Source organism: Cellulosimicrobium sp. PMB13, from assembly GCF_051294865.1.
Taxonomy (GTDB): domain Bacteria; phylum Actinomycetota; class Actinomycetes; order Actinomycetales; family Cellulomonadaceae; genus Cellulosimicrobium.
In genome coordinates this window covers 1,355,543-1,380,213 of sequence record NZ_CP145910.1, presented here as the reverse complement: position 1 = coordinate 1,380,213, position 24,671 = coordinate 1,355,543, and the positions used below count along the sequence as shown (strand labels likewise).

Here is a 24,671-nt window from a genome sequence, read left to right as displayed (position 1 = left end):
CACCGTATGCTGATAGCGCTGTCACCGCCCGCCCCCGGCCGTCTCCCTCAGGTGGCCCTGCCCCGATCTCCGCCCGTCGCCGACGACGGGACCGACGAGAGGATGTCGATGACGACACCGACCACGCGCGCACCGCGCGCACGACGGACGGCCGCGCTGCTCGCCGCCGTCCTGACCGGCACGCTGCTGGTCCCCGCGTCCGCGGCGCACGGCGAGACCAGCGCCGACGCCGCCGTCGACCACGGCGCACCCGACGCGATCGCCGCCGACTACTACGAGGCGCTGCTGCGGCACACCAACTGGGTCGAGACCGTGTGGGACGACGCCGCGGGCGTCTACCAGGCGAAGGACATGAACTTCGCCGTCGTCCTCGGCAACGCGGTGCTCCTCACGCACGGCGAGTACGACGCCGAGATCGCGGGGGTCCCGGAGGCCGAGCTGCGCGCGCAGACGGTCGCGACGATCGAGCACTACGCGGCGACGAACCGCTTCGTCGACCCGGCCGGGACGTGGGGCAAGAAGCTCTTCTGGGACTCGACCTTCCAGTCGTACTTCCTCGCCGCGGGGCGGCTGATGTGGGACGAGCTCGACGAGGCGACGCGGGAGAACCTCTCGACGATCGCCGTCGAGCAGTCGCGCTACACGGCCGACCTCGACTTCGGCAAGGACCCGCTGTCCGGGAGCTGGACCGCGGACTGGCCGACGGGCAAGCACGTCGGCGACACGGCGCAGGAGGAGGCCGGCGTGTACACGCAGGCCCTCGCGCCCGGCCTCGCGTGGGCGCCCGGCGACCCCGACGCCACGCGGTGGGACGAGCAGCTCGGCGACTGGGGACGCAACGCCGCGGGACAGCCGACCGCCGACCGCAACAACCCCGCCGTCGTGGCCGGGAAGGCGGTCTCGACCAACACGATGCAGACGATCTACGACACGTACCTCGTCGAGAACCACGGCTCGTTCGGGCCGCACTACCAGTCGGACATCTGGCGGTCGGGCGCGCGCAACGCGATCCACTTCCTCCTGCACGACGAGCCCCTGCCCGAGATCCTCACGCGGCAGCCGAACTCGGCGGAGCTGTGGGAGTCGATCAAGCTCGTCATGTCCGAGCAGGGCGAGCCGTTCATGCCCATGGTGAACGACCGCGAGTTCCTCTACGGGCGCGACGTGCTGCCCATGGCCTTCCTCGGCCAGGTGCTGCGCGACCCCGACGCCGCGCGCGCGGAGGCCGGCCTGGCCGCCGCGCTCGAGGACTACCAGGGCTACGCGCCCGAGTACCGCCTCACCAAGTTCTCGGGCGAGCCGAAGTACGAGCCCGAGGCGCGCGCCGAGATCGCGATCTCCTACCTGCTGCACGTCGAGGCGGCCGGGTCCCCGGAGGGACCGGTCGAGCCGACGCCGGAGGACGAGTTCTTCGCGGGCCTCGCCGGGGTGCGGGACTTCGGCGCCGGTCCGGGCCTCACGGTCCAGCAGAGCGGTACGGCGTGGGCGGCGGCCGGGAGCCGCAAGGGCTTCGTCAAGTTCCCGTGGGTGCCCGGGCACGACTCGTGGCTGTTCCACGTGTCCGGCTCGACCCCGTTCCTCTACCCGACCCCGGGCGCGACGGTCGACGACCGCACCGTCGCGACGTACACGGAGCCGCGCGACGGCTTCGAGGGCACGTCGTCGGTGTTCCGGATCGGCGCCGGCTACGCCGGCCAGGTCACGCTGCCCACGGGCTCGGCGCTCTACGCCTCGACCGGTGCAGGGGCCGACGACGCGAGCCTGTCCGTGCGCAACCTCGACATGGACGGCTACTCCGGTCTCGACGGCTCGCGGACCTACACGACGGCCGAGGGCGAGACGACGGCGTCGCTCCCGGTGACGCGACCGGCCGACCCCGCGGACGCCCGGGCCGCGCGCGTCGACGACCTCACGTTCGAGCCGGTCACCGCGCGCTACGTGCGGATGCTCGGGCAGCAGGGCCACCCGCAGTACGGCTACTCGATGCACGCGTTCCACGCCTACGGCGCCGACGACGCGTCCCCGGTCGACCTCGCGGCGGGTCGGCCCGCCACGGCGTCGAGCCAGGACGCCGGGAACGGCCGCACCGCTTCCCGCGTGACCGACGGCAACCCGACCACGCGCTGGGCCGTCGCCGTCGCGGAGCGCACCCGTCCCGACTCGTGGATCCAGGTCGACCTCGGCGAGCAGACCACGGTCGGCGGCGTCCGGCTCGCGTGGGAGGCGAGCGCCGGGGCGCGCTACCTCGTCCAGACGTCGACCGACGGCGTCACCTGGACGACGGCGACCGCCTACGGCAAGGCACCCGCCGACGTGAACGTGGCGCGGCTCGACACCGTGGACCTCGTCCCCGCGGGCGCGACGTCGCCGGCCCCGGTGACCGCCCGCTACGTGCGCATGCAGGGCGTGCGGGGCAACCCCGAGTACGGCTACTCGTTGTACCACCTGCGGGCGTTCTCCCCCGCGGGCACGGACCTCGCGGCGGGCCGTCCGGCGAGCGCGTCGAGCGCCGACGGCAGCAACGGCGCGGGTGCCGTCACCGACGGCAGCGCGACGACCCGGTGGGCCGTGTCGCGGGACGACCGCACGCGTCCTGACTCGTGGGTCCAGGTCGACCTCGGCGCGGCCGTGGACGTCGCGCAGGTCCAGCTCGGCTGGGAGTCCGCGGCGGGTCAGGAGTACCGGGTGCAGACGTCGCTCGACGGCACGACGTGGCACGACGCCGCGAGCTTCCGGTACACCGGCGACCAGGTGCTCGAGAGCTCCGGGGACTGGCTGAACGTCGAGGGCACGGCGGGCTTCGTCGTGCGGGGCTCCGAGGCCCCGATCACCGTCTCGCGGGCGACCGCCACGCGCCACGTCGTGCGCCTCGCGGACGGCGGGGCCGGGCCCCGGCTCGTCGAGATGCTGCCCGGCGACGCGTCGGCGACCGCCGCGCGGGCCGCCGCGCCGCAGGCCACCGCCGATGCCGCGGACGTGCTCGTGAGCACGCTCGACGGGTACCTCACGGCCTTCAACCTCTCGGGGTCGGACGTGACGACCACCGTCACGGTCCCCCACCAGGGGTCCGACGTGACGCTCTACGCCGGGACGCAGGTCGTCGGGGACGGTTCCTCGGCGGTAGAGGTCACCGTGCCGGCGGGCTCGGCCGTCGTCCTGGCACCGCGGGCCACGCTGTCCGCCGAGCACGCGGCGCCGGTCGGTGTGACGGGCGGCGTGACGGCGACGGTGCCCGACGCGCGGACGGTGCGCATCTCGGTCGAGCGCGGCTCCGCGTCGGTCGAGGTGCGCAACACCGAGACGGGCGAGGTCCGCACGACCCCGGTCTCGCCGTCAGGTGCGACCGTGCGCTTCCCGGACGCGGCACCGTTCCCCGTCGCGGACCACGCGCTGAGCACGCTCACGTTCCCCGCGTCGGTGCTGCCCGAGGGCATGACGTCGCCGTCGCTGGCCGTCGACGGCGACCCGGCCACGGCCTGGGTACCCGGTGCGGACGGGCGGATGGTCACCGACCTCGGGGCTCCGCGCGAGATCGGTTCCGTCGTCACGACCTGGGACGCCGACGGCGCACCCGACGCCGTGGTCTCGGTGAGCGACGACGGGCTGACGTTCACCGACGTGGGCACGCTCGGCGGTCCTGCGCTCCGCGGCTCGCTCGCCGTCGACCGGACCGCACGGTACGTCGCGCTCAGCACGTCGTGGGCGGACGGCGACCCCGGGCTCGCCACGCTGCGCGTCCTGGCCCCCGGAGCGGGCGACCCCGACCTCCCGGCGCCGGTCGCCGTGACGACGACGGCCGAGGTGCGCTGCGTGGCCGGGAAGCCGTACGTCGCGGTGCGCGTGGTCAACGACGACGACGCGGCCCTCGACATCGAGGTCGCCACACCGTTCGGTTCGCGGACGTTCACGCACGTCGTGCCCGGGAAGAACGCGTACCAGTCGTTCGCCGTCCGCGCGGCGGACGCACCCGCGGGCAGCGCGACCGTCACGGTGCGCCCGAGCGACGCCACCGACGAGCGCGAGACGGTCGCGAGCGCGTCGTACGAGAGGCCGGCCTGCGGCTGACCTGCGCTGCCGAACCCGGGGTCGCCCGTCACCGTCGTCCGGTGACGGGGGACCCCGGGTTCGGTCGCGTCAGGACCGGCCCGCACGACGGGTGACCTCCGTCATCGAACCCGCCTCGGAGGTCTGTGGCACGGCACCGCCCGACCGGACTAGGGTCGGGGGACACTCCTCGCACCGCCGACCCGTGTCGGCGCACTCTCCCGGCGAGGCCGCTCACCGGGAGGACTCTGCCGTGCCCCACTCACCGACCCGTTCCGTCGACGCCGTCGCGACCGTCTCCGAGTACCTCGACCGCTCCGACTGGCGCGTCAACGCCAACGCCAACCAGGGCTTCTCGCTCGGAGGGCTCGTCCTCAACACGGCAGGCAAGGTCGTGGCGAACTACTGGCTCGACGAGGTGTACGCGCCCGACCTCGCCGCCGCGCACCGCAGCGGCGACCTGCACGTGCACGACCTCGACGTGCTCGGCGGCTACTGCGCCGGCTGGTCGCTGCGCGCGCTGCTGTCGGAAGGGCTCGGCGGTGTCCCCGGCACGGTCGACTCCGCTCCCCCGCGGCACTTCTCCTCGGCGATCGGCCAGGTCGTCAACTTCCTGGGGATCCTCCAGAACGAGTGGGCGGGCGCGCAGGCCTTCAGCTCGTTCGACACGCTCCTGGCCCCGTACGTGCGCACCGACGGGCTGACGTACGAGCAGGTGCGGCAGGGTGTCCAGGAGCTCGTCCACAACCTCAACGTCCCGTCGCGCTGGGGCACGCAGACGCCGTTCACCAACCTCACGTTCGACCTCACGTGCCCGCGAGACCTCGCGGACGTGCAGCCGGTGGTCGGCGACACGACGGCCGACTTCACGTACGGCGACCTCGCCGTCGAGGCGGACATGATCAACCGCGCGTACATCGACGTCATGACGGCCGGTGACGCGAGCGGACGGGCCTTCACGTTCCCCATCCCGACGTACAACATCACCGAGGACTTCGACTGGGACTCGCCGCTCGCCGACGCGCTGTTCGCGATGACCGCGAAGTACGGCACGCCGTACTTCCAGAACTTCGTGAACTCCGACATGGACCCGGGCGACGTGCGGTCGATGTGCTGCCGCCTGCAGCTCGACCTGCGGGAGCTCCTCAAGCGTGGCAACGGCCTGTTCGGCTCCGGCGAGCAGACCGGGTCGATCGGCGTCGTGACGATCAACTGCGCGCGCCTCGGCCACCTCCACCCGGGAGACCTCGACGGTCTGCTGTCCGCGTTCGACCGGTTGCTCGACCTCGCGGTCGGGTCGCTCGAGACGAAGCGCCGGACCGTCCAGCGCCTCCTGGACGACGGTCTCTACCCGTACACGCGCCGGTATCTCGGGTCGCTCGACGCCCACTTCTCGACCGTCGGGGTCAACGGCGTCAACGAGATGGTCCGCAACTTCACGGGCGACGCGCACGACATCACGAGCGAGGTCGGCCACGACCTCGCCGTCCGGCTCCTCGACCACGCGCGCGAGCGGCTCGTCGTCGCGCAGGAGACGACGGGCACCCTCTACAACCTGGAGGCCACGCCGGCCGAGGGCACGACCTACCGCTTCGCCAAGGAGGACCGCGCCCGCTTCCCGGGGATCCTCCAGGCGGGCACGGACGACAACCCCTACTACACGAACTCGACCCAGCTCCCCGTGGGCTTCACCGAGGACCCGTTCGAAGCCCTCGAACGGCAGGACGACCTCCAGACCCGGTACACCGGGGGCACGGTCCTGCACCTGTACCTGGGCGAGGCGATGTCCGGCGCCGAGGCGTGCAAGCAGCTCGTGCGGCGCGCGATCACGAGGTTCCGCCTGCCGTACCTCACCGTGACACCGACCTTCTCCGTGTGCCCCACGCACGGCTACCTCGTGGGAGAGCACTGGACGTGCCCGGCGTGCGGCGCCGCGGCCGAGGTCTGGACCCGCGTGATGGGCTACTTCCGGCCCGTGTCGTCCTTCAACATCGGCAAGAAGGGCGAGTACGCCGAGCGCACCCCGTTCCTGGAAGGGCGCGCGGCGGAGCACCTCGACGGCGCACCCGAGCGCGTCGAGGAGGCGGGCGAGCGAGCCGACGAGGCGGGCGACCGTGTCCCGGCCTGACCTGGTGCTCGCGGGGACGTCCCCGCTGTCCACCGTCGACTGGCCGGGCCGGCTCGTGGCGACGGTCTTCACGCAGGGCTGCCCGTGGCGCTGCGGGTACTGCCACAACCCGGGTCTCATCCCGGTCGCGCCCCCGGCGCCGCCGCGGACCGAGCGCGCACCGCGTATCGAGGGCGCACCGCGCTGGCCCGACGTCCTCGCGTTCCTCGAGCGACGGCGCGGCCTGCTCGACGGCGTCGTGTTCTCCGGCGGCGAGCCGACGCTCCATCCCGGGCTGCTCGGGGCGATCGACGACGTGCGGGCGCTCGGGTTCGCCGTCGGGCTGCACACCGGCGGTGCGTGGCCCGCCCGGCTGGCACGCCTCCTGCCGTTCGTCGACTGGGTGGGTCTCGACGTCAAGCACCTGCCGTCGCGCTACCCGGCCGTCACCGGGACCGCGCCGTCCGGGCCTCGGGCGTTCGAGTCCCTCGCGGTGCTGCTGCGCTCGGGTGTCGACCACGAGGTCCGCACGACCGTGGACCCGCACGTGCACACGCGCACCGAGCTCGTCGCGCTCGGCGCGCACCTGCACCGCCTCGGCGTGCGCCGCTGGGTGCTCCAGGAGGCGCGGCCCGACGGCGCGGACCCGGCATGGGCGGCGACGCTCGCCGGGCGACGTCTCTCCGACGTGCTCGACGAGACCGACATCCCCTGGGCGAGCCGCCGCACCGCCACCTGACGCCCTGCGCCGAGGCCTTCGCGTGGCGCCGAGCACGGGGTTGTCCACCGATTCCGCCCGAATCCGGTGGACGATCCCGTGCTCGGCGGTCGGCGACCCCGTGCTCGGCTATCCCGCGGGCCGCACCGGCTGGCGCAGGACCGTGCGCAGCCTGGCCGGGTCGACGCGGCGGGGGTCGCCGAGATAGATCTCGTGGTGCGGTCCGCCGAACGTCAGGCCGTGCTCGGGCAGGTACACGTCGTGCAGCTCCGCGAGCACGGGCGTCTCGTCGTCGTACGACCCGACGTGCAGCGTCTGGACCGACCGACCCTCGGTGATCGTGCGCCGCTCGACGAGGTCGAGAGCCGGCAGGTCCTTCGTCGTGCGGACCGTCGAGGTCACGTCGGCCACGAGGTCGTCGTCGGCCCAGTCCGGCTGCAGCACGAGCATCGTCCACCGCCACGCGTCCTTGTCGCGGCGCACGAACGCGCGGGGGTCGTCCGCCGTCCACAGGCCCTCCAGCGGACCGACGACGTAGTCCCTCCCGAGGCGGCGCTTGCTCGCGAACTTCACGGCGTACGACAGGCCGAACAGCGTCTCGACGGCCTCGCGGTACGACGCCGCGGTGTTGGGGTCGCCCTCGCCGTCGACGGCGAGGTAGGTGAGGGGAGGGACGTCGACCTCGACGAACCGCCCTCTCGGTGGGGAGTACAGCTCGCGGTGCAGCCTCTTGAGGTCGACCTTGGGCGGGGCGTCGTCGCTGGCGGCCATGGGAGGACGCTACGCGTCGGCGACACCGGCCGCCCGTGCGCCGACCGGCGCCAGGTAGTCGACGACCGTCCGGACGACAGTGGGGTCGCGGAGCAGCCGGTGGTGGCCCAGGCCGTCGGTCGCCAGGAGCTCGCCCTCGGGCCACGCCCCCGCGAGCGCGGCACCGACCTCGAACGGCACCTCCTTGTCGGCGCGGTCGTGCACGACGAGGGCGGGCGGCACCGGTCGGCCGCGCACGGTGTCGAGCACGTCGAGGTCCGAGAGCGGGCGGCCCGCGACCTCGACGATCAGCGCGCGGAGCAGCGCCCGCGTCGGTGCCGCGAGGCGCAGCGTGTCGGCGAAACGCTCCAGCTCGCCGAGCGGGTCCGCGATGGCGGCGACGAGCACGAGCCGACCGACGTCCAGCCCGTCCCGGACGGCGAGGGTGGTCGTCGCCGTGCCGAGCGAGTGCGCGACGACGGCCGCCGCCTCCCCGTGGACCCGCGCCACCGCGGTGAGCGACTCCGCCATCTCGGGCACCGTGCTCCGGCGCGGGCCGAGGCGGCCGGGGCCGGAGTCCCCGTGGCTGAGGGCGTCGAACGCCACGACGCGGTACCCCGCCGCCCGCAGCGGCTCGACGAACGCGCCGAGCTGGCCGCGCCACCCGCCCCAGCCGTGGACGAGGTAGACGGTCCCCCTGCCCGCGGCGGTCCCTTCCGGCACGGACCCTGATCCCGGCGCCACCGCGGCCGATGTCACCGGCGCCTCCGCCGGCACCCGGCCGGACGCCGGCGACCACGTCTCGACGACGAGGCGGGATCCGTCGGCGGTCGGCACCGTCTCGAGCACGCCGGGCGCGGGACGCTCGTCGCGTCGGCGGCCGGCGCCGTCGGGCGGCGTGGCCCACAGGTCGAGGGCGTGCTGCGCGGCCCGTCGTGGCGCGATCCGCTGGAGGATCCCGAGGCGCGCACGGACGACGGCGAGCTGGATCGCCGCACGCCGACGGCGCGCAGCACGGCGGCGGGCGACGCGGCCATCTGCCTCAGTACGAACGATCGTGCTTTTCTGTACACCCGGGTTCGTCACGGCGGCTTCCTCTCGGTGGTGCAGGTCGGTGCGGTGCGGTGCGGTGCGGATGAGCGTCGAGCGGATGTCGAGGCGGCCGAGACCGGTCGGGCGGGTCCTGGCGGCGCGGTCAGCCGACCGGGGCCGGGACGCGCGCGGCGTCGACCAGTGCCTCGAACGCGCGCCGGGCGCGATCCTCGGCAGCGGCGTCGCCCATGAACGCGTGCGCATGGTGGAGCGCGAGCATGATCCCGTAGAGGTCCGACGCGACCTGCTGCGGATCGACGTCGGCGCGGAAGCCGTCGTCGACGCACGTGCGGTAGACCTGGGCGATCGCGTCGTAGAGGTCCTGGTGGTCGCGCACGAGCTGGTCCCGGACCGGGCCGGACTGGGCCGAGAGCTCCGTGGCGGCCTTGACGAACAGGCAGCCTCCGGGCTGCTGGGCGAGGTCGCACGACACCCAGCGCTCGAAGAGGGTCCGCAGGCGCTGCTCGCCGCGCGGCGTGCGGAGCGCCGGCAGGACGACCGACTCGACGAACTCGGCGCGAGCCTGTTCCAGCACGGCCAGCTGCAACGACTCCTTGGACCGGAAGTGCGCGTACAAGCCGCTCTTCGACATGCCCGTGCTCCGGGCGAGCTCGCCGATGGTGAGCCCGGACAGCCCGACGCGGTAGGCGGCCTCCACCCCGTGGTGCAGGATCGCCTGCCGCGTCTCGTCGCCCTTGGTCACGCTCGAGACGTTAGCACGACCGTGCTGAAACGGCGAGGCCCTGGGCGACCCTGACTCCGCACACCGCCTGCCCCCTGACGTGCCGAACCCCGGCTTATGCGGTGATCAGTCGTCTGATCGCGGCGTAACCCGGGGTTCGGCACCTGAGGCTGGGCACGGCGGCAGACCGCGACGTGCGAAGGGCACACCCTCGGCCTCGCCGCCGCCGCCGGTCAGGCCGGTGCGGGCTCCTCGGTGACGAGCGGGTACACGCCGTACTCGTCGTGCACCTCGCGGCCCGTCACCGGGGGGTTGAACACGCACACGGTGCGCATCTCGGTGCGGGGCCGCACCACGTGCTTGTCGTGGTCGTCCAGCAGGTACAGCGAGCCCGGCGCGAGCTCGTGCGTCTCCCCCGTCGCGAGGTCGGTGATGCTGCCCTCGCCCTCCACGACGAAGACCGCCTCGACGTGGTTCGCGTACCAGAACTCGTTCTCCGTGCCCGCGTAGAGCGTCGTCTCGTGGACGGAGAAGCCGACGCCCTCCTTCGCGAGGACGATGCGCTTGCTGCGCCAGTTCTCGCTCTGCACGTCCGCGTCGGTGTCGGTGATCTCGTCGATGGTGCGCACGATCATGGGTACCTCCAGGTCTGGTTCGGCAGGTCGGGGACGGTTCAGGGCAGGACGACGGCGATCGCCTCGTCCAGGATGGCGAGCCCCCGCCGCAGCTCGTCCTCGGTGATCGTGAGCGGCGGAAGCAGCTTGACCACCTCGCCGGACGGGCCGGAGGTCTCCACGAGGAGGCCCCGCGCGAAGGCCTGCTCGGCCACCCGCCCGGCGAGGTCGCCGTCGGCCAGCTGGAGCCCGCGCGCGAGGCCGCGCCCCTTGGAGACCAGCCCGTGCCCGGCGTACCGCGCGACGATCGTGTTGAGGTGCGACTCCACGAGGGCGCCCTTCGCGAGCGTCGCGCGTTCGAGGGCGTCGTCGGACCAGTAGGTCCGGATCGCCTCGGCCGCCGTCGCGAACGCCGGGGCGAAGCCGCGGAACGTGCCGTTGTGCTCGCCCGGCTCCCAGATGTCGAGCTCCGGGCGCACCAGCGTGAGCGCCATGGGCAGGCCGTAGCCGGAGATCGACTTCGAGAGGCAGACGATGTCCGGGACGATGCCGGCCTCCTCGAAGCTGAAGAACCCGCCGGTGCGTCCGCAGCCCATCTGGATGTCGTCGACGATGAGGAGGATCTCGTGGCGCCGGCACAGGTCCGCGAGACCGCGCAGCCACTCGGCACGTGCGGCGTTGATCCCGCCCTCGCCCTGCACGGTCTCGACGATGACCGCGGCCGGCTCGTTGAGCCCGCTCCCGCCGTCCTGGAGCAGCCGCTCGAGGTAGACGAAGTCGGGGATGTCACCGTCGAAGTAGTCGTCGTACGGCATCGGCGTCGCGTGCACCAGGGGGACGCCCGCTCCCCCGCGCTTCATGGAGCTGCCAGTCACGGACAGCGCACCGAGCGTCATCCCGTGGAACGCGTTGGTGAAGTTGATGACCGACTCGCGCCCGGTCACCTTGCGTGCGAGCTTGAGCGCCGCCTCGACCGCGTTCGCCCCGCCGGGGCCCGGGAAGGCGACCTTGTGGTCGAGCCCGCGCGGGCGCAGGATCGTCGACTCGAAGGTCTCCAGGAAGTCGCGGCGGGCCGTCGTCAGCATGTCGAGGCTGTGCACCATGCGGTCGTCGGCGAGGTAGTCGAGCAGCACCTTCTTCAGGCGCGGCTCGTTGTGGCCGTAGTTGAGGGAGCCGGCCCCGGCGAAGAAGTCCAGGTACTCGGTGCCGTCCTCCGCGAAGACCGAGGCGCCACGTGCCCGGTCGAAGACGACGGGCCAGGCGCGCGAGTAGCTGCGGACACCGGACTCCAGCGAGGTGAAGCCTGTCGGGTCGTCGGCGGCGTACGCGTCGGTGGTCGGGACGGTCGGGGTTGTCACGAAGGAACACTCCTTGTGCTGGTGCGCACGGGTGCGTGGCGTGTCGGAGGCTGCGTCGTCACCCGCGCGCCGGACCGGCGCAGCCCGAGGTCGAACGGTCAGCGAGCGTGGACGCCGTCGACGACGAGCAGCGGCTCGTCGACGTGCGCGTCGGGGAAGTGGTCCGCGGTGAAGAGCGGGATCGTCCCGATCGTCGCGCCGCGCCGCGCGGCCCAGCGGACGAAGAGCGCGCGCGACGCGACGTTGTCCTCGGCCACGGTGGTCTTCACCGTCGTCAGGTCGGGTGCGTCGTCGACGAGCGCGTCGAGCAGCCGGCCCGCGACGCCGTGACCGCGCACCTCCTCGTCCACGGCGACCTGCCAGACGAAGAGGTGCGCGACGTCGTCGGGGAGCCGATAGCCGGAGACGAACCCGACGACGCGCTCCCCCGTCGGGCTCGCCGCGTCCGGGACGACCGCGACGCGGCACGTCTCCGCGAAGTGCTCGGCCAGCAGCAGGTACGCGTAGGACGAGTTGAGGTCGAGCTCCCCGGAGTCGCGGGCGACGCGCCACATGGCGGCGCCGTCGGCCGTGACGGGCCGGCGGACGGACACGCCCGCTGCCGGGCCGACGGGTCCGGCGGGCGGCGCAGGGGTCGCGCTCCGGGTGGTGTCCGGGGTCTCGCTCGGGGTCGAAGGGGCGGTGGGCGCGGCGTTCGTCGTCGTGTCCATACCGACGACGACACTAGGCGCATCCACGCCGGACCGACACCCTGACATGGCGATCTCGTGACGAAAGTCGCAACCGAGAGAGGGCTTTATCCGCAGCAGACCGCGGCTCTCGCCCTCAGGGTCTCAATCCGATCACGGATGCTTCGAGTGTCTCTCATGGTGAGAATCTCCGGGGTCGGCGATCCAGTCGAGGAGGGGCTCCGTCACGAGACCGGCGAGGATCTCGTAGCCGGACGCGCCCGGGTGGTAGCCGTCGCCCGCCACGACGGCGTCCCCCCACGCCTCGTCGCGCGACGTCGCGCCGAACACGCCGACGTAGGGGATGCCGAGACGTCCCGCCTCGGCCGCCAGCGCGTCGTCGAGCCGCGCGATCCGCACGTCCTGCTCGACGTCGGCGACGGAGACCGGTCCGACCACGAGGAGCGGGACGTCGAGCTCGTCGCGGACCACGACGCCGACCCGGCCGAGCGCGGCGAGCGTCTCGTCGACGGAGAGCCGGGGCGCGCCGCCGTCGAGCACCGTGTCGTTCACGCCGAACGAGACGACGACCCGCGGCTCCGGCGCCTCCCGGAGTCGCGGTGCGACCTCACGCGCGACCCGCGCCGCGACGTCGGCCGCCGTGTCCCGGCGGACGCCGAGGTTGTACGCCGTCAGCGGCAGCCCCCGCGCGGCGGACGCGGCGACGACGCGGCCGACCCAGCCGAGCGCGGTCTCGTCGCCGACGCCCGCGACGTACGAGTCGCCGACGAAGCACACCCGCACGTCGCGGTCCGATGGCAGCACGGCGGCAGTCTAGGTCGCCGCGTCTCCCGCGACCGCGGGCGCGTCACGGACCGGAGAACGACGAAGCCCCGGAACCGTGACGGTTCCGGGGCTTTCGCTGTGCGCCCGAAGGGATTCGAACCCCCAACCTTCTGATCCGTAGTCAGATGCTCTATCCGTTGAGCTACGGGCGCTGGTCCTGCTCTGCTCTCGCAGTGCCGGGGATCGCTCACCGGCCGTCCAGAAGACTACCGTGTCCCGGCGGTGATCCCAAACCGATACGGGCGCCGGGAGGGCGGAGGTGACGGACGCCACGGCCGTCCTCGCGCCGCGCACCGGACCCCGGGGCCCTCTCGTCCGCCTGGCGCACCACACCCCGTCCTCCCACGGTGGGACGCGCCTCGCACCAGGTCCCTCCCGCAGCCCGACGCCGCGACGCCTGTCCACGCCGCAGGATCGGACCATGACGTCCACGCACCCTGCCCCCGCCGCCGGTGGCTCGCCGCTCGTCGCGAGCGCCCTCACGAAGGTCTACGGCACCGCCCAGGCCACGACCCACGCCCTCGCCGGCGTGAGCCTCACGGTCCAGCCGGGCGAGTCTCTCGCGATCATGGGCCCCTCCGGCTCCGGCAAGACGACCCTGCTGCACTGCCTCGCCGGGATCACCACGCCCAGCTCCGGTGCGGTCCTGTGGCGCGGGGAGGACGTGACGACGCTCTCCGACGCGCGTCGCACCGTGCTGCGCCGCAACGACTTCGGCTTCGTCTTCCAGTCCGGGCAGCTCCTGCCGGAGCTCCCCGCGGTCGAGAACGCGGCCCTGCCGCTCATGCTCGCGGGCACGGCGCGGGCCGAGGCGACGGCCGTCGCCGCGCGCTGGCTCGCGCACCTCGGGCTGGCCGGGATGGAGCAGCGCCGTCCCGGGGAGCTCTCGGGCGGGCAGGCGCAGCGCGTCGCCATCGCGCGCGCCCTGGTCGGCTCGCCCGGCGTCGTGTTCGCCGACGAGCCGACCGGCGCGCTCGACCAGTCGACCGGCGCGGAGGTCCTCGACGTCCTCACGCACGCGACGAGCGCGTCGGGCGCCGCCCTCGTGATCGTCACGCACGACGCCGGGGTGGCTCGGCACTGCTCGCGCACGGTGACGATGCGCGACGGGCGCATCTCGGGCGAGTTCCGCGCTCCGGGGACGCAGGCGGCCGCTGCGGCCACGGGCGGCGTCGCGCAGACGGTCCCGACGCCTCCGGCGACGGGTGCGGGGGGCGTGCGATGAGGACCATCGACCTCTGGTGGCTCCTGCGCCGCCGCAGCGCCGACGACCGTGACCCGCAGCGGCTGACCACGGTCCTCGCCGTCATCGCGTTCGCGACCACGACCGCGGTGCTGCTCGTCGTGGTCGGCGGGTTCGGCGCCTTCCTCGCCCGTGGCGGCGGCCTCGAGGGGATGCGCACGGGCGTCGCCGACGGCAACGACTACGACACCCAGTACCCGGTCCTCGCGGGGATCGCCATGCTCCTGCTCCTCATCCCGCTCGTCACGCTCGGCGGCGCGGCCGCACGCCTCGCCGTCGCCCGGCGCGACGCGCGCCTCTCCGCACTGCGCCTCGCCGGCGCCACGACGGCCCAGGTCACCACGCTCACGGTGCTCGACGCCGCGGCGCAGGCCGTGGCCGGGGCGCTCGCCGGGATCGTCGGCTACGCGGCACTCCTGCCGCTCGTCGCACAGCTGCGCTTCCAGGGGCGCACCTTCGAGATCGGCGAGCTGTGGGTCGGGGTGCCCGCGCTGCTCGGTTCCGTGGCGCTCGTTCTCGTCGTCGCGCTCGTGTCGTCGCTGGCGAGCCTGCGCCGCGTCGCGATCACACCGCTCGGCGTCGCGGCGCGCGTCACGCCGCCCGGGCTCAAGGCCGTGCGCCTGCTGTCGACGGGGGTCGCGTTCGTCGCCCTGATCGTCGTCACCAACATGTCGTTCGGTTCGGTCGCCGTGATCGTCACGGTGCTGACCGTGATCCTGCTCGTCGGGTTCGTGACGCTCAACCTCGTCGGTCCGTTCGTCATCTGGCTCGTCGGGAAGATCACGGCCGGCCGCGCGCGCCGCGTACCGACGCTGCTCGCCGGACGCCGCATCGTCGACAGCCCCAAGACGGCGTGGCGCTCCGTGGGCGGGGTCGCGCTCGCGACGTTCATCGCCGGCCTGACGAGCATCTTCGCGCTCTTCGACCCGGGCTCAGGGGCCGACCCGGCGGAGGTCCAGTACCTGACCGACCTCAAGACGGGCGGCTTCCTCACGCTCGCCATCTCGGGCGTGCTCGCCGCGGTCTCGACCGGAGTCATGCAGGCCGGCCGCGTCATCGACCAGCGCAGCGAGTACCGCACGCTCGTGCTCGCCGGAACCGACCTGCGCACCCTCGACCAGGCGCGGTTCCGCGAGACCCTCGTGCCGCTCGCCGTGAGCGTCGGCGTCGCGACGGTGGGGGCGCTGATGTTCATGGTCCCCGTGATCGGGATCAACGCCTTCGCGAACGTCGGCGTCGTGGTCCAGTTCCTGCTGTGCGTCGCCGCGGCGTCGGGCCTCGTGCTGGCGGGCGCGGGCGCGTCACGGTTCGTCGTGCGGTCCGCGCTGGCGACGTCGGGCACCGCGTAGCCGACGCGCTCCGCCGGGATCGGGTCACGCTCGGAGGCCTCGACGGACCGACGGCCCCTGTCGAACCCCGGGTTGTGCCTCGCTCAAGGCCCTGAGCGGCGCACGACCCGGGGTTCGGCGGTCGCCCGCGGCGCGGGGGCGACCGTCCGCGGGCAACAGAAAAGGCTCCGGGCGCTGGGCTGCCGGAGCCTTCCTGGCGGAGACGGAGGGATTTGAACCCTCGAACGGGTTGCCCCGTTACCACCTTAGCAGGGTGGCGCACTAGACCTGACTATGCGACGTCTCCTCGCGGGCGCTACCCGTGTCGACGGATCGACGACGGCGCTGCACCCGCGTCGCCCAGGGTACCGGGGCGTCGGCGCACGACCAAACCGCGCCGCACCGGCCGTGCCGAACGCGCCGCACCGGTGCCCGCCCGCTACCCGCCAGCCGGAGCCGCGGCGGGCGACCTACTGCTCGAACGTCCACCGGCGGTCGGTGAGCATGCGGGCGACGGCCAGCCCGATGGCCAGCGCCACGATGACGAGCCCGGCCTCCACCGCGTAGGCGAGCGCCTGCGTCGTCGCGCCGGTGTTGAACTCGTAGACCGCGCGGTACGCCGTGACGCCCGGGACCATGATGACCACCGCGGGGACCGAGACCGTGATGCGCGGGACGCGCAGGGCGGGTGCCAGCGTCGCGGCGAGCAGCCCGACCAGGAGCGCCGCCGCGGCCGCCGCGGCCTGGGGCACGACCCCGCCGTCGACCAGGAGGAGCCGGCCCACGTTCGCGACGGTCCCGATCGCGGCGGCGCCGAGCGCCATCGACCACGGGCTGTTGAACATCAGCGCGAAGCCGAGGACGCCGAGGAAGCTCGCGAGCGTGCGCAGGGCGACGAGCACCGGCTCCGAGAGCCCCGGCGGCGGGACCGGGTCGGGCGCGAGCCCCGCGAGCGCGGACACGCCCCAGACCGCGAGGGCGGCGGACGCGAGGATCATCAGCGCATAGGTGAGCCGGGCGACGCCGGCGGAGAAGTCGAGCCGCGCGAGGTCCAGCGCCCCGGTGACCAGTGCGAACCCCGGCACGAGGAAAAGCACCGCCGAGACGTAGCCCGCCTCGTGGTTGCCCGTGACCCCGGCGAGGTCGGAGAGCGCGAGGACGACGACCAGGTACGCGATGCTGGCCACGGCTGCGGCGAGCATCGTCACGCCGAACTGGTTGATGCCGCGGTGCAGCATCGCGCGCCGCACGCCCTGGCCGAGCGCCGCTGCGACGAGCACGGCACCGCACTCGACCGCTCCCCCGTTGTTGAGGAACGCGAAGGCCGAGCACGCCACGCCTGCCCACGTCGCGTTGAGGAGCGCGCCGTAGAGCGGCGGCTTGCGCGCGATGCGGTCGAGCTCGGCGTCCACGGTGCCGAGGTCGGCCACCGCGGGCAGCGCGGACGAGAACCGCTCGAGCTCGCTGAGCCGGTCCGCGTCGATCCCGATCGAGCGCACCTCCGTCAGCTCGGTGCGGAAGATCGGACCGCGGTACGACGTCGCGGTGATCTCCGTGAGCGTCACGTGCGCGGCGACCCGGTCGAGGCCGAGCGCCCGCCCGGCGCGCCACATGTGCGACTTCACGCGGTAGCTGCCGGTCCCCGCCGACAGGGCCAGGCGTCCGATGCGCAGCACCGTGCCCGACCGCCGGATGAGCTCGACCGGCTCGAGCGAGGCCTCGTCTCGGGAGGTCCCGTCCGGGGAGGCCTCGTCGTCCCGGGCCTCGGGGGGCTGGCGCGTCACCCGGCCATGATGGCGCACCCGGCCGCACGGGGCACGCGGCCTGCGGCACGCGCGCCCCGCCGAAGGTCCTGCGACGTCCTGCTCCGTCACGGAGAGTGGACGTCCTGGCGGAGGGCGAGGGATTCGAACCCCCGGTTCCTTGCGGAACAACGGTTTTCAAGACCGTCACATTAGGCCGCTCTGTCAGCCCTCCTCGGGCCTCGCGGCCCGGCGTGCCATTCTGGCACGTCGCCCCCGTGCACGACGACGGCGGGTCACCCCGTGGAGGGGCGACCCGCCGTCGGCGGTGGTCGTGCCGGGCGGAGCGGTCAGGCCGCGCCGCGGAGCTGGCGCATCGCGAGCTGGACGAGCGCGATGAGCGTCTGCTTCGTCGCGGCGCGCGACCGGGCGTCCGTGTAGAGCATCGGGACGTGCGCCGGGATCTGCAGAGCTTCGCGCACGTCCTCGAGCTTGTGCTTCGCCACCCCGTCGAAGCAGTTGACCCCCACCACGAACGGGATGTTGCGCGACTCGAAGTAGTCGATCGCCGGGAAGCACTGCTCGAGGCGGTCGGTGTCGACCAGCACGACGGCACCGATCGCGCCGCGCACGAGGTCGTCCCACATGAACAGGAAGCGGTCCTGGCCGGGGGTGCCGAACAGGTAGAGCCACAGGTTGCCCGGGAGCGACACACGGCCGAAGTCCATGGCGACGGTGGTCGTCGTCTTGCGGTCCGTGACGCCGCCCGCGTCGTCGACGCCCACCGAGTGCTCCGTCATGGCTGCCTCGGTGTTGAGGGGCTCCACGTCGGAGATCGAGCCGATGAACGTCGTCTTGCCGACGGCGAAACCGCCCGCGACGACGATCTTCACGACCGTCGGCGCCGTGCGCGGCGACGCCGGCGCGGCACCGGCCTGGGCGGAGGCCATCGGCTGCGGCGCCGTGCGCGGCTGCTGCGGTGCGGCCTGCGCCTGGGGCGCCTGGCCTGCCGGCACCTGCGCGGCCGGAGCCTGGGCCACCGGCTGGTGGGACAGGTTCGGTGCGACCGGTGCCACCGTGGGGCTGGGCGCGGGCCGCGCGGCCGGCACGGGAGCAGGCTGCGCGGCCGGTACGGAAGCCTGGGCAGGAACCTGACCCGGTGCGTTCTGCGCGGGCGCGGGCGCTGCGGGCGCGGCCGGCGCCCCAGCGCCGGCGACGGGCGTCCACGACGGCCCGCTCGCCGTCCTCGCACCACCGGGGACGCCGGAGATCACACCGGACGGCTGGCCGCCCTGAGGCGCGACGCCCGAGCCCTCAGAGGGTGGAAATGCCATTGAGAACACTCTCCAAGACGCTCAGGGACAGGCCCGAGTGGTTGCTTCCGTGACCCGTGTGCACGTTGAGCGGCGTCGACGTGTGCACGGTGATGTAGTTGTCCTCCTGCAGGTCCGCGACGAGCACCTTCGTCACGCCGAGAGGTAGCCGCAGCAGGGCGGAGAGCTCGGCGATCGAGACGTACGTGTGCGCAGCGTGCTGGAGGATCGCCCGCTTCTCCGGCGGCAGCCCGTGGCTGTTCACAGCGCCCGGCATGACCTCGACGAGCGCCTCGAGAGGCAGGTCCGAGGTCGCCGAGCGGACCCGACCGCCCGTCACGGCGTACGGACGCACCGTCGCCGCCTCGTAGCCGTCGGAATGGGCTCCGGCACGGCCGAAAGGTACGTTCGTCATCGATCAGACCTCATCCCACGGGGGCTCGGGTGGCACCGTCAACGGGGAGGCTCCCCCGCATCTCGGAGATCAGCTGCGGGGTCAGCGTAGCCTCCGTGCGGGAGACCAGGAGCGCCATCTCGTAGCCGATGAGGCCGATGTCGCACGTGGCCTCCGCGACGACCCCGAGCACGGAGCCGTTCGACACGTTCATGAGGAACAGGAACCCGTTGTCCATCTCGACGATGGCCTGCCGGACGTTCCCGCCGTTGAGCTGACGCGCGGCCCCGCGCGTGAGGCTCGACATGCCGGAGACGATCGCCGCGAGCTGGTCACCGCTGGTCCGGTCGAGCTGGTCCGACATCGCCATGAGCAGGCCGTCGGCCGACACCACGAGCGTGTGCCGGCTCCCCGGGACCGTTCGCACGAAGTTGTCGAGCAGCCACCCGAAATTCGTGGCCTCGGTGCTGAGCGCGTTCACACTTCCTCCTCGTCAGTTGCCGCAGCGGGCACGTGATCACCGCGCCTGCGGCGCTGAATCAGGGACATAATCCATGGTCTCCGGGGTCCACGTCGAACCCGGTTCCTCCTGGCCCTCGACGCGGCCCCTGGCCGTGGCGGACTGGAAGGCCGAGAGCCGGGCACGAAGCTGCTCCGGGTCACGGTCGATGCGGGCCGTGAAGCGGTCCACGTACCCCTCGCGGTGCTCCCCGCGCGCACGGCGGGTGAGACCGGCCGGCGGGGCCGACTCCACCGTGAGGGGCTGGTACGTGCCGTCGTTCGGGTCCGCCAACGTCGATTCCTGGAAGTCGGTGCTGCCCCGCAGCAGGGTGGACATCTCCTCGTAGAGGACGGCCGAGGCCATCCAGTCGGAGCGCGCCTCGACCGAGTCGCTCACGTAGCCCGGTTCGAGCGGCTCGATGGCCTCGGGGGCCTGGCGACGGACGAGGGGCGTCGGCGCACCGAACCCTGTGCCAGGCGCGGCAGCGGCCGCAGGCCGGCCCGGGTCGACCGGGGCGTACGCGTCCGAGACGGTGGCCGGGACCGGGGCGATGGTCTCGACGACGGGAGGCGTCGCGCGCTCCGGCTGGGCGAAGACCGAGGCGCGAGCGACGGCGGGCGCCTGCTCGGACTCCGGCGCGCGCGCCGGGGCCGGGGCCGCGAACGACGACGGTGCGGCCTCGGAGGCCGGCGCCGTGGGGGCCTCCTGAGCCACGAACGCCGAGGCACGGGCCGGAGGCGGCGCGGTGACCGACCCGACAGGCTCGGCGGGCATCAGCGTCAGCGGCGCCGACGGCGCGGGCCCTGCCGGCGCGGACCCCGCGGGACGGGAGGCGAGGGCCTCCGCGGACGGACCGCCCGGGTCCACCGTCGCGCGCGGCGTGGCGGTGGTGCGGGGACGGCGTCCGAAAAGCCCGCGCTTGCGGGCCTGGCTCTCCCGGAGCGAGCGCCGCGTCGGCAGGTCCGCCATGAGCTCCTCGAAGCGCGGCAGCGCCTCGAAGGACAGCTCTGCCAGCACCTCGGGCTCCGCCTCCGGCTCGGCGTGCACGACGGGGACGTCGCTCCCCCGGTCGGCCACGTGCGCCGGCTCGGAGGCCGGCACCCGCTGCGCGAGCGGGGCACGGACCACCGTCGCGTCGTCGACGGGATCGCTCCAGCGCTCGGCGGGTACCGCCGGCACCACGCGCGTCGCGTCAGACGCGTCCGCGGCAGCGGTCGCCGGACTCGCGACCGCCTCGTCGGACCAGGCCTGCTGCGGGGCCCACGCCTCCTCGGCGGGCTGCGGCGCCCACGCGTCCTGCTGGGCAGCAGGCTCCTGCGGCGCCCACGCGTCCGGCTGGGCAGCAGGCTCCTGCGGCGCCCACGCCTCCTGCTGGGCAGCGGGCTCCTGCGGCGCCCACGCCTCCTGCGGGGCCGCGGGTTCGGGCGCCCACGCCGACTCGGCGACGGGCTCGCTCACGACGACGTCTGCGGCGAGCGGGATGTCCGTCGCGGTGACCTCGGGTGCGGCCGGGAGGTCCACGGGGTTGTCCGTCGCGGCGCGGTCACCCACCGGCCGGAAGCTGGAGAAGAGCGCGCTGCGCGTGCTCACGTCGAGGACGGGGATCTCCTGCGAGACCGGCTCGACGGTCGGCGCGGCCTGGCGGGCGCGGCTCGGGAGCGCGTTGCCCGCAGGGGCGACCTCGGCGGGCGGCGTCCAGGCGTCCTCGGCCGAGGGCAGCTCGTCGGGCAGCGCGGGGGTCGCGAGCGGCGGCAGGACGATCGCCCCGGTCTGCGGACCGGACGCGAACGACGCGCTCGGTGCCGACGCGGCGGGGTCGACGGTGCGCGACCGACGGCGCGGCATCCCCATCTGGGTCGTGCCGTCCGTGAGGGCGGCCAGGTCGACGGGGACCGCGACGGGCGCCTCGGTCTCGACGGCGGGGGTCGCGGACGTCACGGCCGGGGCGGTGGGGGTCGCGGCCGTCACGGCCGGGGCGGCGGGAAGCTGCTGCGCCTGCTGCGGGGCGGGCGCCTCCACGACGGCCGGCACGACGCCGGTGGCGGCGAGCTGCTGGGCGGCGGCCTGCGTGCTCGTCTCCAACGGGTCCGTCGGCTGCGGCAGCGGAACGTTGGAGTCGGGCACGAACAGCGCGCCCGGGAACGACACGGTGACCTCGGTCCCGTTGCCGTCGGACCCGGTGGCGAAGCGCACGCGCGCACCGAGGCGGTCCGCGAGGCGGCCGACCACGAAGAGGCCGAGGCGCTGCGCACCGACGACGTCGGACGCCGCGTGCGTCGCGACCTTGCGGTTGGCGTCGGCGACCTCCTCCGCGGTCATGCCCAGGCCGTGGTCGCGCACGGTGATGTAGACGGCGTGCTCGTCGCGCCCCGTCGTCACCTCGACCGGCGTGTGCGGCTCGGAGAACATCGTCGCGTTCTCGAGGAGCTCGGCGAGCAGGTGCGCGGCGTTGAGCGCGTTGTGCCCGAGCATGAGCGGGTCGACGACGAGGTTGAGCCGGACGCGGTCGTACAGCTCGATCTCGGACGACGCCGTCCGGATGACGTCGGACGCCGGCATGGGCTGACGCACGCGACGGCCGGAGTCGATGCCCGCGAGGACGAGGAGGGACTCCGCGTTGCGGCGCATCCGGGTCGCGAGGTGGTCGAGGCGGAAGAGGTTCGACAGCGTGCCGGGGTCCTCCTCGGAGCGCTCGAGGTCGTCGAGGAACGCGAGCTGCCGGTTGAGGAGCACCTGGTCGCGGCGGGCGACGTTGACGAACATCTCCGCGATCGACCCACGCAGCGCAGCCTGCTCGCGCGCGACCTTGACGGTCGTGGAGTTCACGTCGTTGAACGCGGTCGCGAGCTGGCCGACCTCGTCCGTGGACTCCACGGTGATCGGGGTCAGGTCGATGCCCGGGCCCTGGCCGGGGACCGCGACCTGCTCGACGAGCTTCGGGAGCTGGTCACGGACGTCCTCGGCGGCGTTCGTGAGGCGCCGCAGCGGGTTGACGATCGTCCGGGCGATGAGGCCCGCGACGAGGATCGAGGCGACGACGGCGGCCAGCGTCGCGGCGATGGTCAGGATCGCGCGCGTGGTCGCGGCGGCTGCGAGCGCGGACGCCTTGTCGACCGTGTCCGACCGGACGGCGTCACGCACGGGGATGGTCAGCGCGCGGTCTTCCGTGGACAACGTCTGCCACTGCTCCGCGGCGATCGCGGTGAGCGACGCCGGTCGGGAACCCGCCACGTTGGCACGCAGCTGGTTGTACATCGCGCCGTGCACGGGGAGCGCCTCGTCGAAGTCGGGCAGGAGGCGGACGGCCCGGCGGGCCTCCTGGCTGAGCGTGTCACCCGTGGTCACGAGGATCGCGGCGCGCTGGTTCGCGGTCTCGTTCTGCTGCCCGACCTGCGCGGCGGCGATCACGTTGCCCGCGACCGGGAGCTCGATGGCCTGCTGCGCGAGCAGGCGGTCGAGCACGACGTAGGCGTCGAGGTACTGCGCGAGCTCACGCTGGGAGGAGGTGTCCGCGAGGCTGGCCGGCACGTCGAGCGCGTTGTTGATGAGGGTCGTGTACAGGGTGATGCGCTGCTGCTCACCGTGGCTCGACCGGTCGATCCCGCGGCGGATCGCCTCCAGCTCCTGCCGGTCGGCGATGGTCTGCGCGACCGCGTCCTGGACCCGGGGGTCCAGCGCGGAGAGGTTCAGCGCCTCGTAGGCCCGGTCACGGCTGTCGAGCGCGCGGTCGGTCTTCTTGCGCTGCTCGAGCATCTGCTCCTCGGCACCCTCGGAGCCGTACGAGTCGAGGGCGGACAGCGACCGCTCGGCCGCGATCTCGGTCCCGGCGACGTCCTGCTTCTCGAGAGCGTCGACGAGCGCGCTCGTCTGGCTCGCCGTGCGTGCCGACGCGATCGCCTGACCGGAGATCACGGCTGCGGCGATGAACAGCACGAGGACCGGCACCGCGAGAGCCGCAAGGATCTTCCCGCGGACGCTCAACCTGCGGAGCATTCGAACCTGCCTCCATCACCTGGTCCACCCGGATCGGCGCCGCTGACGCGTCCATCGCGTCACGTCTCCCCGGTCGTGCGTACTAACTATCGGTGCACTTCCCCCGGACGCCTAATCCGGCCGCAAGCGCTCCCACGCGCGCGGCCGGGTCCTCGCTCTCGCGGCGAACCGGCGCCCCCGGCGGCCCGCGCGTAGTCTCGGCGTCGTGCGAGGCGTCACGATATCCGGCCCCGGCGGCCCTGCGAAACTAACGGTTTCCGAGCTCCCTGACCAGACCCCTGGACCCGAGGAGCTCGTCCTGCACGTCGCTTCCGCTGGCGTGAACCGCGCTGACCTGCTACAACGCGCCGGATCGTACCCACCTCCACCGGGCGCACCCGACTGGCCAGGCCTCGAGGTCTCGGGCACCGTCGCCCTCGTCGGCGACGCGGTGAGCGGGTGGTCCGTCGGTGACCGGGCCGTCGCGCTGCTCGACGGCGGGGGGTACGCCGAGCAGGTCCGCGTCCGCGCGACGCAGGTCCTGCCCGTCCCCGCCGGCGTGGACCTCGTCGACGCCGCCGCGCTCCCCGAGGCCGTGTGCACGGTGTGGAACAACCTCGTCGACGTCGGCCGGCTCGCCCCCGACGAGTGGCTGCTGGTGCACGGGGGCTCCGGCGGCGTCGGGACGGTCGCGGTGCAGGTCGGGGCTGCGCTCGGGGCGCACGTCGCCGTCACGGCCGGAGGCCGCGAGCGCGCGGACCGCTGCCTGGCGCTGGGGGCGAGCCTCGCCGTCGACCATCGCGAGGAGGACTTCGTCGCGGCGGTGCGCGAGGCGTCCGGAGGGCGCGGCGCGGACGTCGTGCTCGACGTCGTGGGCGCCGCCTACCTCGACCGCAACCTCAGGGCGCTGGCGACGAACGGTCGTCTCGTCGTCATCGGCATGCAGAAGGGGGCCCGGGCCGAGCTCGACCTGGGCCGGCTCCTCACCCGGCGCGCGACGGTCGCGGGCACGACGCTGCGCTCGCGTCCACCGCACGAGAAGGCGCGCATCGTGCACGACGTCCTCACGCACGTCTGGCCGATGGTCGAGGACGGTCGCGTACGACCGGTCGTCCACGCGCGCATCCCTCTCGCCGAGGCGGCCCGGGCGCACGAGCTCCTCGAGTCGGGCGACGTGTTCGGCAAGGTCCTGCTCGTCCCGTAGCCCCTGGTCCTGGCGTTGCGGGCCCTCCGGCGCGGGACCTGGTGACGCCCTCCTCCGGTGGTCCGCGGCCGTGGCCTGTGCGCGCGTGGGCGGG

General features: G+C 73.7%; 18 protein-coding genes and 3 tRNA genes. 6 read left to right on the top strand and 15 right to left on the bottom strand.

The window, feature by feature from the left end:
* The first annotated feature begins 108 nt into the window (after positions 1-108).
* The 3 genes from V5D56_RS06410 to V5D56_RS06400 all read left to right on the top strand — a co-directional run bounded on the left by V5D56_RS06410 (position 109) and on the right by V5D56_RS06400 (position 6,890).
* On the top strand, positions 109-4,065 hold the full coding sequence (locus V5D56_RS06410; RefSeq protein WP_435738217.1) for a discoidin domain-containing protein: 3,957 nt from the start codon (positions 109-111) through the stop codon (positions 4,063-4,065).
* A 232-nt stretch (positions 4,066-4,297) separates the two neighbouring features.
* Positions 4,298-6,172, top strand: a complete 1,875-nt coding sequence (locus tag V5D56_RS06405; protein ID WP_435738216.1) for a ribonucleoside triphosphate reductase — start codon at positions 4,298-4,300, stop codon at positions 6,170-6,172.
* Positions 6,159-6,890: an anaerobic ribonucleoside-triphosphate reductase activating protein gene (locus V5D56_RS06400; protein WP_435738215.1), complete on the top strand. Its 732-nt coding sequence runs from the start codon at positions 6,159-6,161 to the stop codon at positions 6,888-6,890. Before V5D56_RS06405 ends, V5D56_RS06400 begins: the two co-directional genes overlap by 14 nt.
* A 108-nt stretch (positions 6,891-6,998) precedes the next feature.
* Here the strand turns inward: V5D56_RS06400 and V5D56_RS06395 are convergent, their stop codons facing one another.
* The 8 genes from V5D56_RS06395 to V5D56_RS06360 all read right to left on the bottom strand — a co-directional run bounded on the left by V5D56_RS06395 (position 6,999) and on the right by V5D56_RS06360 (position 13,031).
* Entirely contained in the window at positions 6,999-7,640 is a 642-nt protein-coding gene (locus tag V5D56_RS06395) for a GyrI-like domain-containing protein (RefSeq protein ID WP_435738214.1), read from the bottom strand.
* Positions 7,641-7,649: 9 nt separating this feature from the next.
* Positions 7,650-8,705, bottom strand: coding sequence for an alpha/beta fold hydrolase (locus tag V5D56_RS06390; protein WP_435738213.1), 1,056 nt, complete (start codon positions 8,703-8,705; stop codon positions 7,650-7,652).
* A 109-nt stretch (positions 8,706-8,814) separates the two neighbouring features.
* Positions 8,815-9,414 carry a TetR/AcrR family transcriptional regulator gene (locus tag V5D56_RS06385; protein ID WP_435738212.1) on the bottom strand — a complete coding sequence of 200 codons (600 nt, stop codon included), beginning with the start codon at positions 9,412-9,414 and terminating at the stop codon, positions 8,815-8,817.
* Positions 9,415-9,626: 212 nt separating this feature from the next.
* Entirely contained in the window at positions 9,627-10,028 is a 402-nt protein-coding gene (locus V5D56_RS06380) for an ectoine synthase (protein WP_435738211.1), read from the bottom strand.
* A gap of 38 nt (positions 10,029-10,066) precedes the next feature.
* Positions 10,067-11,365 (bottom strand): diaminobutyrate--2-oxoglutarate transaminase, encoded by a 1,299-nt coding sequence (ectB, locus tag V5D56_RS06375; protein WP_435738210.1) that lies wholly within the window; start codon positions 11,363-11,365, stop codon positions 10,067-10,069.
* 98 nt (positions 11,366-11,463) lie between these two features.
* Positions 11,464-12,075: a diaminobutyrate acetyltransferase gene (ectA, locus tag V5D56_RS06370; RefSeq protein WP_435738209.1), complete on the bottom strand. Its 612-nt coding sequence runs from the start codon at positions 12,073-12,075 to the stop codon at positions 11,464-11,466.
* Positions 12,076-12,207: 132 nt separating this feature from the next.
* Positions 12,208-12,858, bottom strand: a complete 651-nt coding sequence (locus V5D56_RS06365; RefSeq protein ID WP_435738208.1) for a GDSL-type esterase/lipase family protein — start codon at positions 12,856-12,858, stop codon at positions 12,208-12,210.
* A 100-nt stretch (positions 12,859-12,958) separates the two neighbouring features.
* A tRNA-Arg gene (locus V5D56_RS06360) sits at positions 12,959-13,031 on the bottom strand.
* 269 nt (positions 13,032-13,300) lie between these two features.
* Between V5D56_RS06360 and V5D56_RS06355 the strand changes: the two genes are divergently transcribed.
* Complete coding sequence (locus tag V5D56_RS06355) at positions 13,301-14,104, top strand: ABC transporter ATP-binding protein (protein ID WP_435738207.1); 804 nt, start codon at positions 13,301-13,303, stop codon at positions 14,102-14,104.
* Positions 14,101-15,471: an FtsX-like permease family protein gene (locus tag V5D56_RS06350; protein WP_435738206.1), complete on the top strand. Its 1,371-nt coding sequence runs from the start codon at positions 14,101-14,103 to the stop codon at positions 15,469-15,471. The genes V5D56_RS06355 and V5D56_RS06350 overlap by 4 nt, the downstream gene beginning before the upstream one ends.
* A 194-nt stretch (positions 15,472-15,665) precedes the next feature.
* On the opposite strand, the gene V5D56_RS06345 is transcribed toward V5D56_RS06350, so the two are convergent.
* The 7 genes from V5D56_RS06345 to V5D56_RS06315 form a co-directional block, all read right to left on the bottom strand.
* A tRNA-Ser gene (locus V5D56_RS06345) sits at positions 15,666-15,757 on the bottom strand.
* Positions 15,758-15,920: 163 nt separating this feature from the next.
* Positions 15,921-17,234 (bottom strand): threonine/serine ThrE exporter family protein, encoded by a 1,314-nt coding sequence (locus V5D56_RS06340; protein ID WP_435738205.1) that lies wholly within the window; start codon positions 17,232-17,234, stop codon positions 15,921-15,923.
* A 105-nt stretch (positions 17,235-17,339) separates the two neighbouring features.
* Positions 17,340-17,427: transfer RNA gene (locus tag V5D56_RS06335), tRNA-Ser, on the bottom strand.
* A gap of 115 nt (positions 17,428-17,542) precedes the next feature.
* On the bottom strand, positions 17,543-18,142 hold the full coding sequence (locus V5D56_RS06330; RefSeq protein WP_435738965.1) for a GTP-binding protein: 600 nt from the start codon (positions 18,140-18,142) through the stop codon (positions 17,543-17,545).
* A 364-nt stretch (positions 18,143-18,506) separates the two neighbouring features.
* Positions 18,507-18,920, bottom strand: coding sequence for a DUF742 domain-containing protein (locus V5D56_RS06325; RefSeq protein WP_435738204.1), 414 nt, complete (start codon positions 18,918-18,920; stop codon positions 18,507-18,509).
* Positions 18,921-18,930: 10 nt separating this feature from the next.
* Positions 18,931-19,380 carry a roadblock/LC7 domain-containing protein gene (locus V5D56_RS06320; RefSeq protein WP_251152229.1) on the bottom strand — a complete coding sequence of 150 codons (450 nt, stop codon included), beginning with the start codon at positions 19,378-19,380 and terminating at the stop codon, positions 18,931-18,933.
* Positions 19,381-19,416: 36 nt separating this feature from the next.
* Positions 19,417-23,382: a nitrate- and nitrite sensing domain-containing protein gene (locus tag V5D56_RS06315; protein ID WP_435738203.1), complete on the bottom strand. Its 3,966-nt coding sequence runs from the start codon at positions 23,380-23,382 to the stop codon at positions 19,417-19,419.
* Positions 23,383-23,599: 217 nt separating this feature from the next.
* On the opposite strand from V5D56_RS06315, the gene V5D56_RS06310 reads away from it, so the two are divergent.
* Entirely contained in the window at positions 23,600-24,577 is a 978-nt protein-coding gene (locus V5D56_RS06310) for an NAD(P)H-quinone oxidoreductase (RefSeq protein WP_435738202.1), read from the top strand.
* Positions 24,578-24,671 lie beyond the last annotated feature (94 nt).

Bases quoted from the DNA above. Each gene is read 5' to 3' on its own strand.
- V5D56_RS06380 (WP_435738211.1), bottom strand. From the start codon at position 10,028: ATGATCGTGCGCACCATCGACGAGATCACCGACACCGACGCGGACGTG.
- V5D56_RS06330 (WP_435738965.1), bottom strand. From the start codon at position 18,142: ATGGCCTCCGCCCAGGCCGGTGCCGCGCCGGCGTCGCCGCGCACGGCG.
- V5D56_RS06350 (WP_435738206.1), top strand. From the start codon at position 14,101: ATGAGGACCATCGACCTCTGGTGGCTCCTGCGCCGCCGCAGCGCCGAC.
- V5D56_RS06325 (WP_435738204.1), bottom strand. From the start codon at position 18,920: ATGACGAACGTACCTTTCGGCCGTGCCGGAGCCCATTCCGACGGCTAC.
- V5D56_RS06395 (WP_435738214.1), bottom strand. From the start codon at position 7,640: ATGGCCGCCAGCGACGACGCCCCGCCCAAGGTCGACCTCAAGAGGCTG.
- V5D56_RS06355 (WP_435738207.1), top strand. From the start codon at position 13,301: ATGACGTCCACGCACCCTGCCCCCGCCGCCGGTGGCTCGCCGCTCGTC.
- V5D56_RS06410 (WP_435738217.1), top strand. From the start codon at position 109: ATGACGACACCGACCACGCGCGCACCGCGCGCACGACGGACGGCCGCG.
- ectA (WP_435738209.1), bottom strand. From the start codon at position 12,075: ATGGACACGACGACGAACGCCGCGCCCACCGCCCCTTCGACCCCGAGC.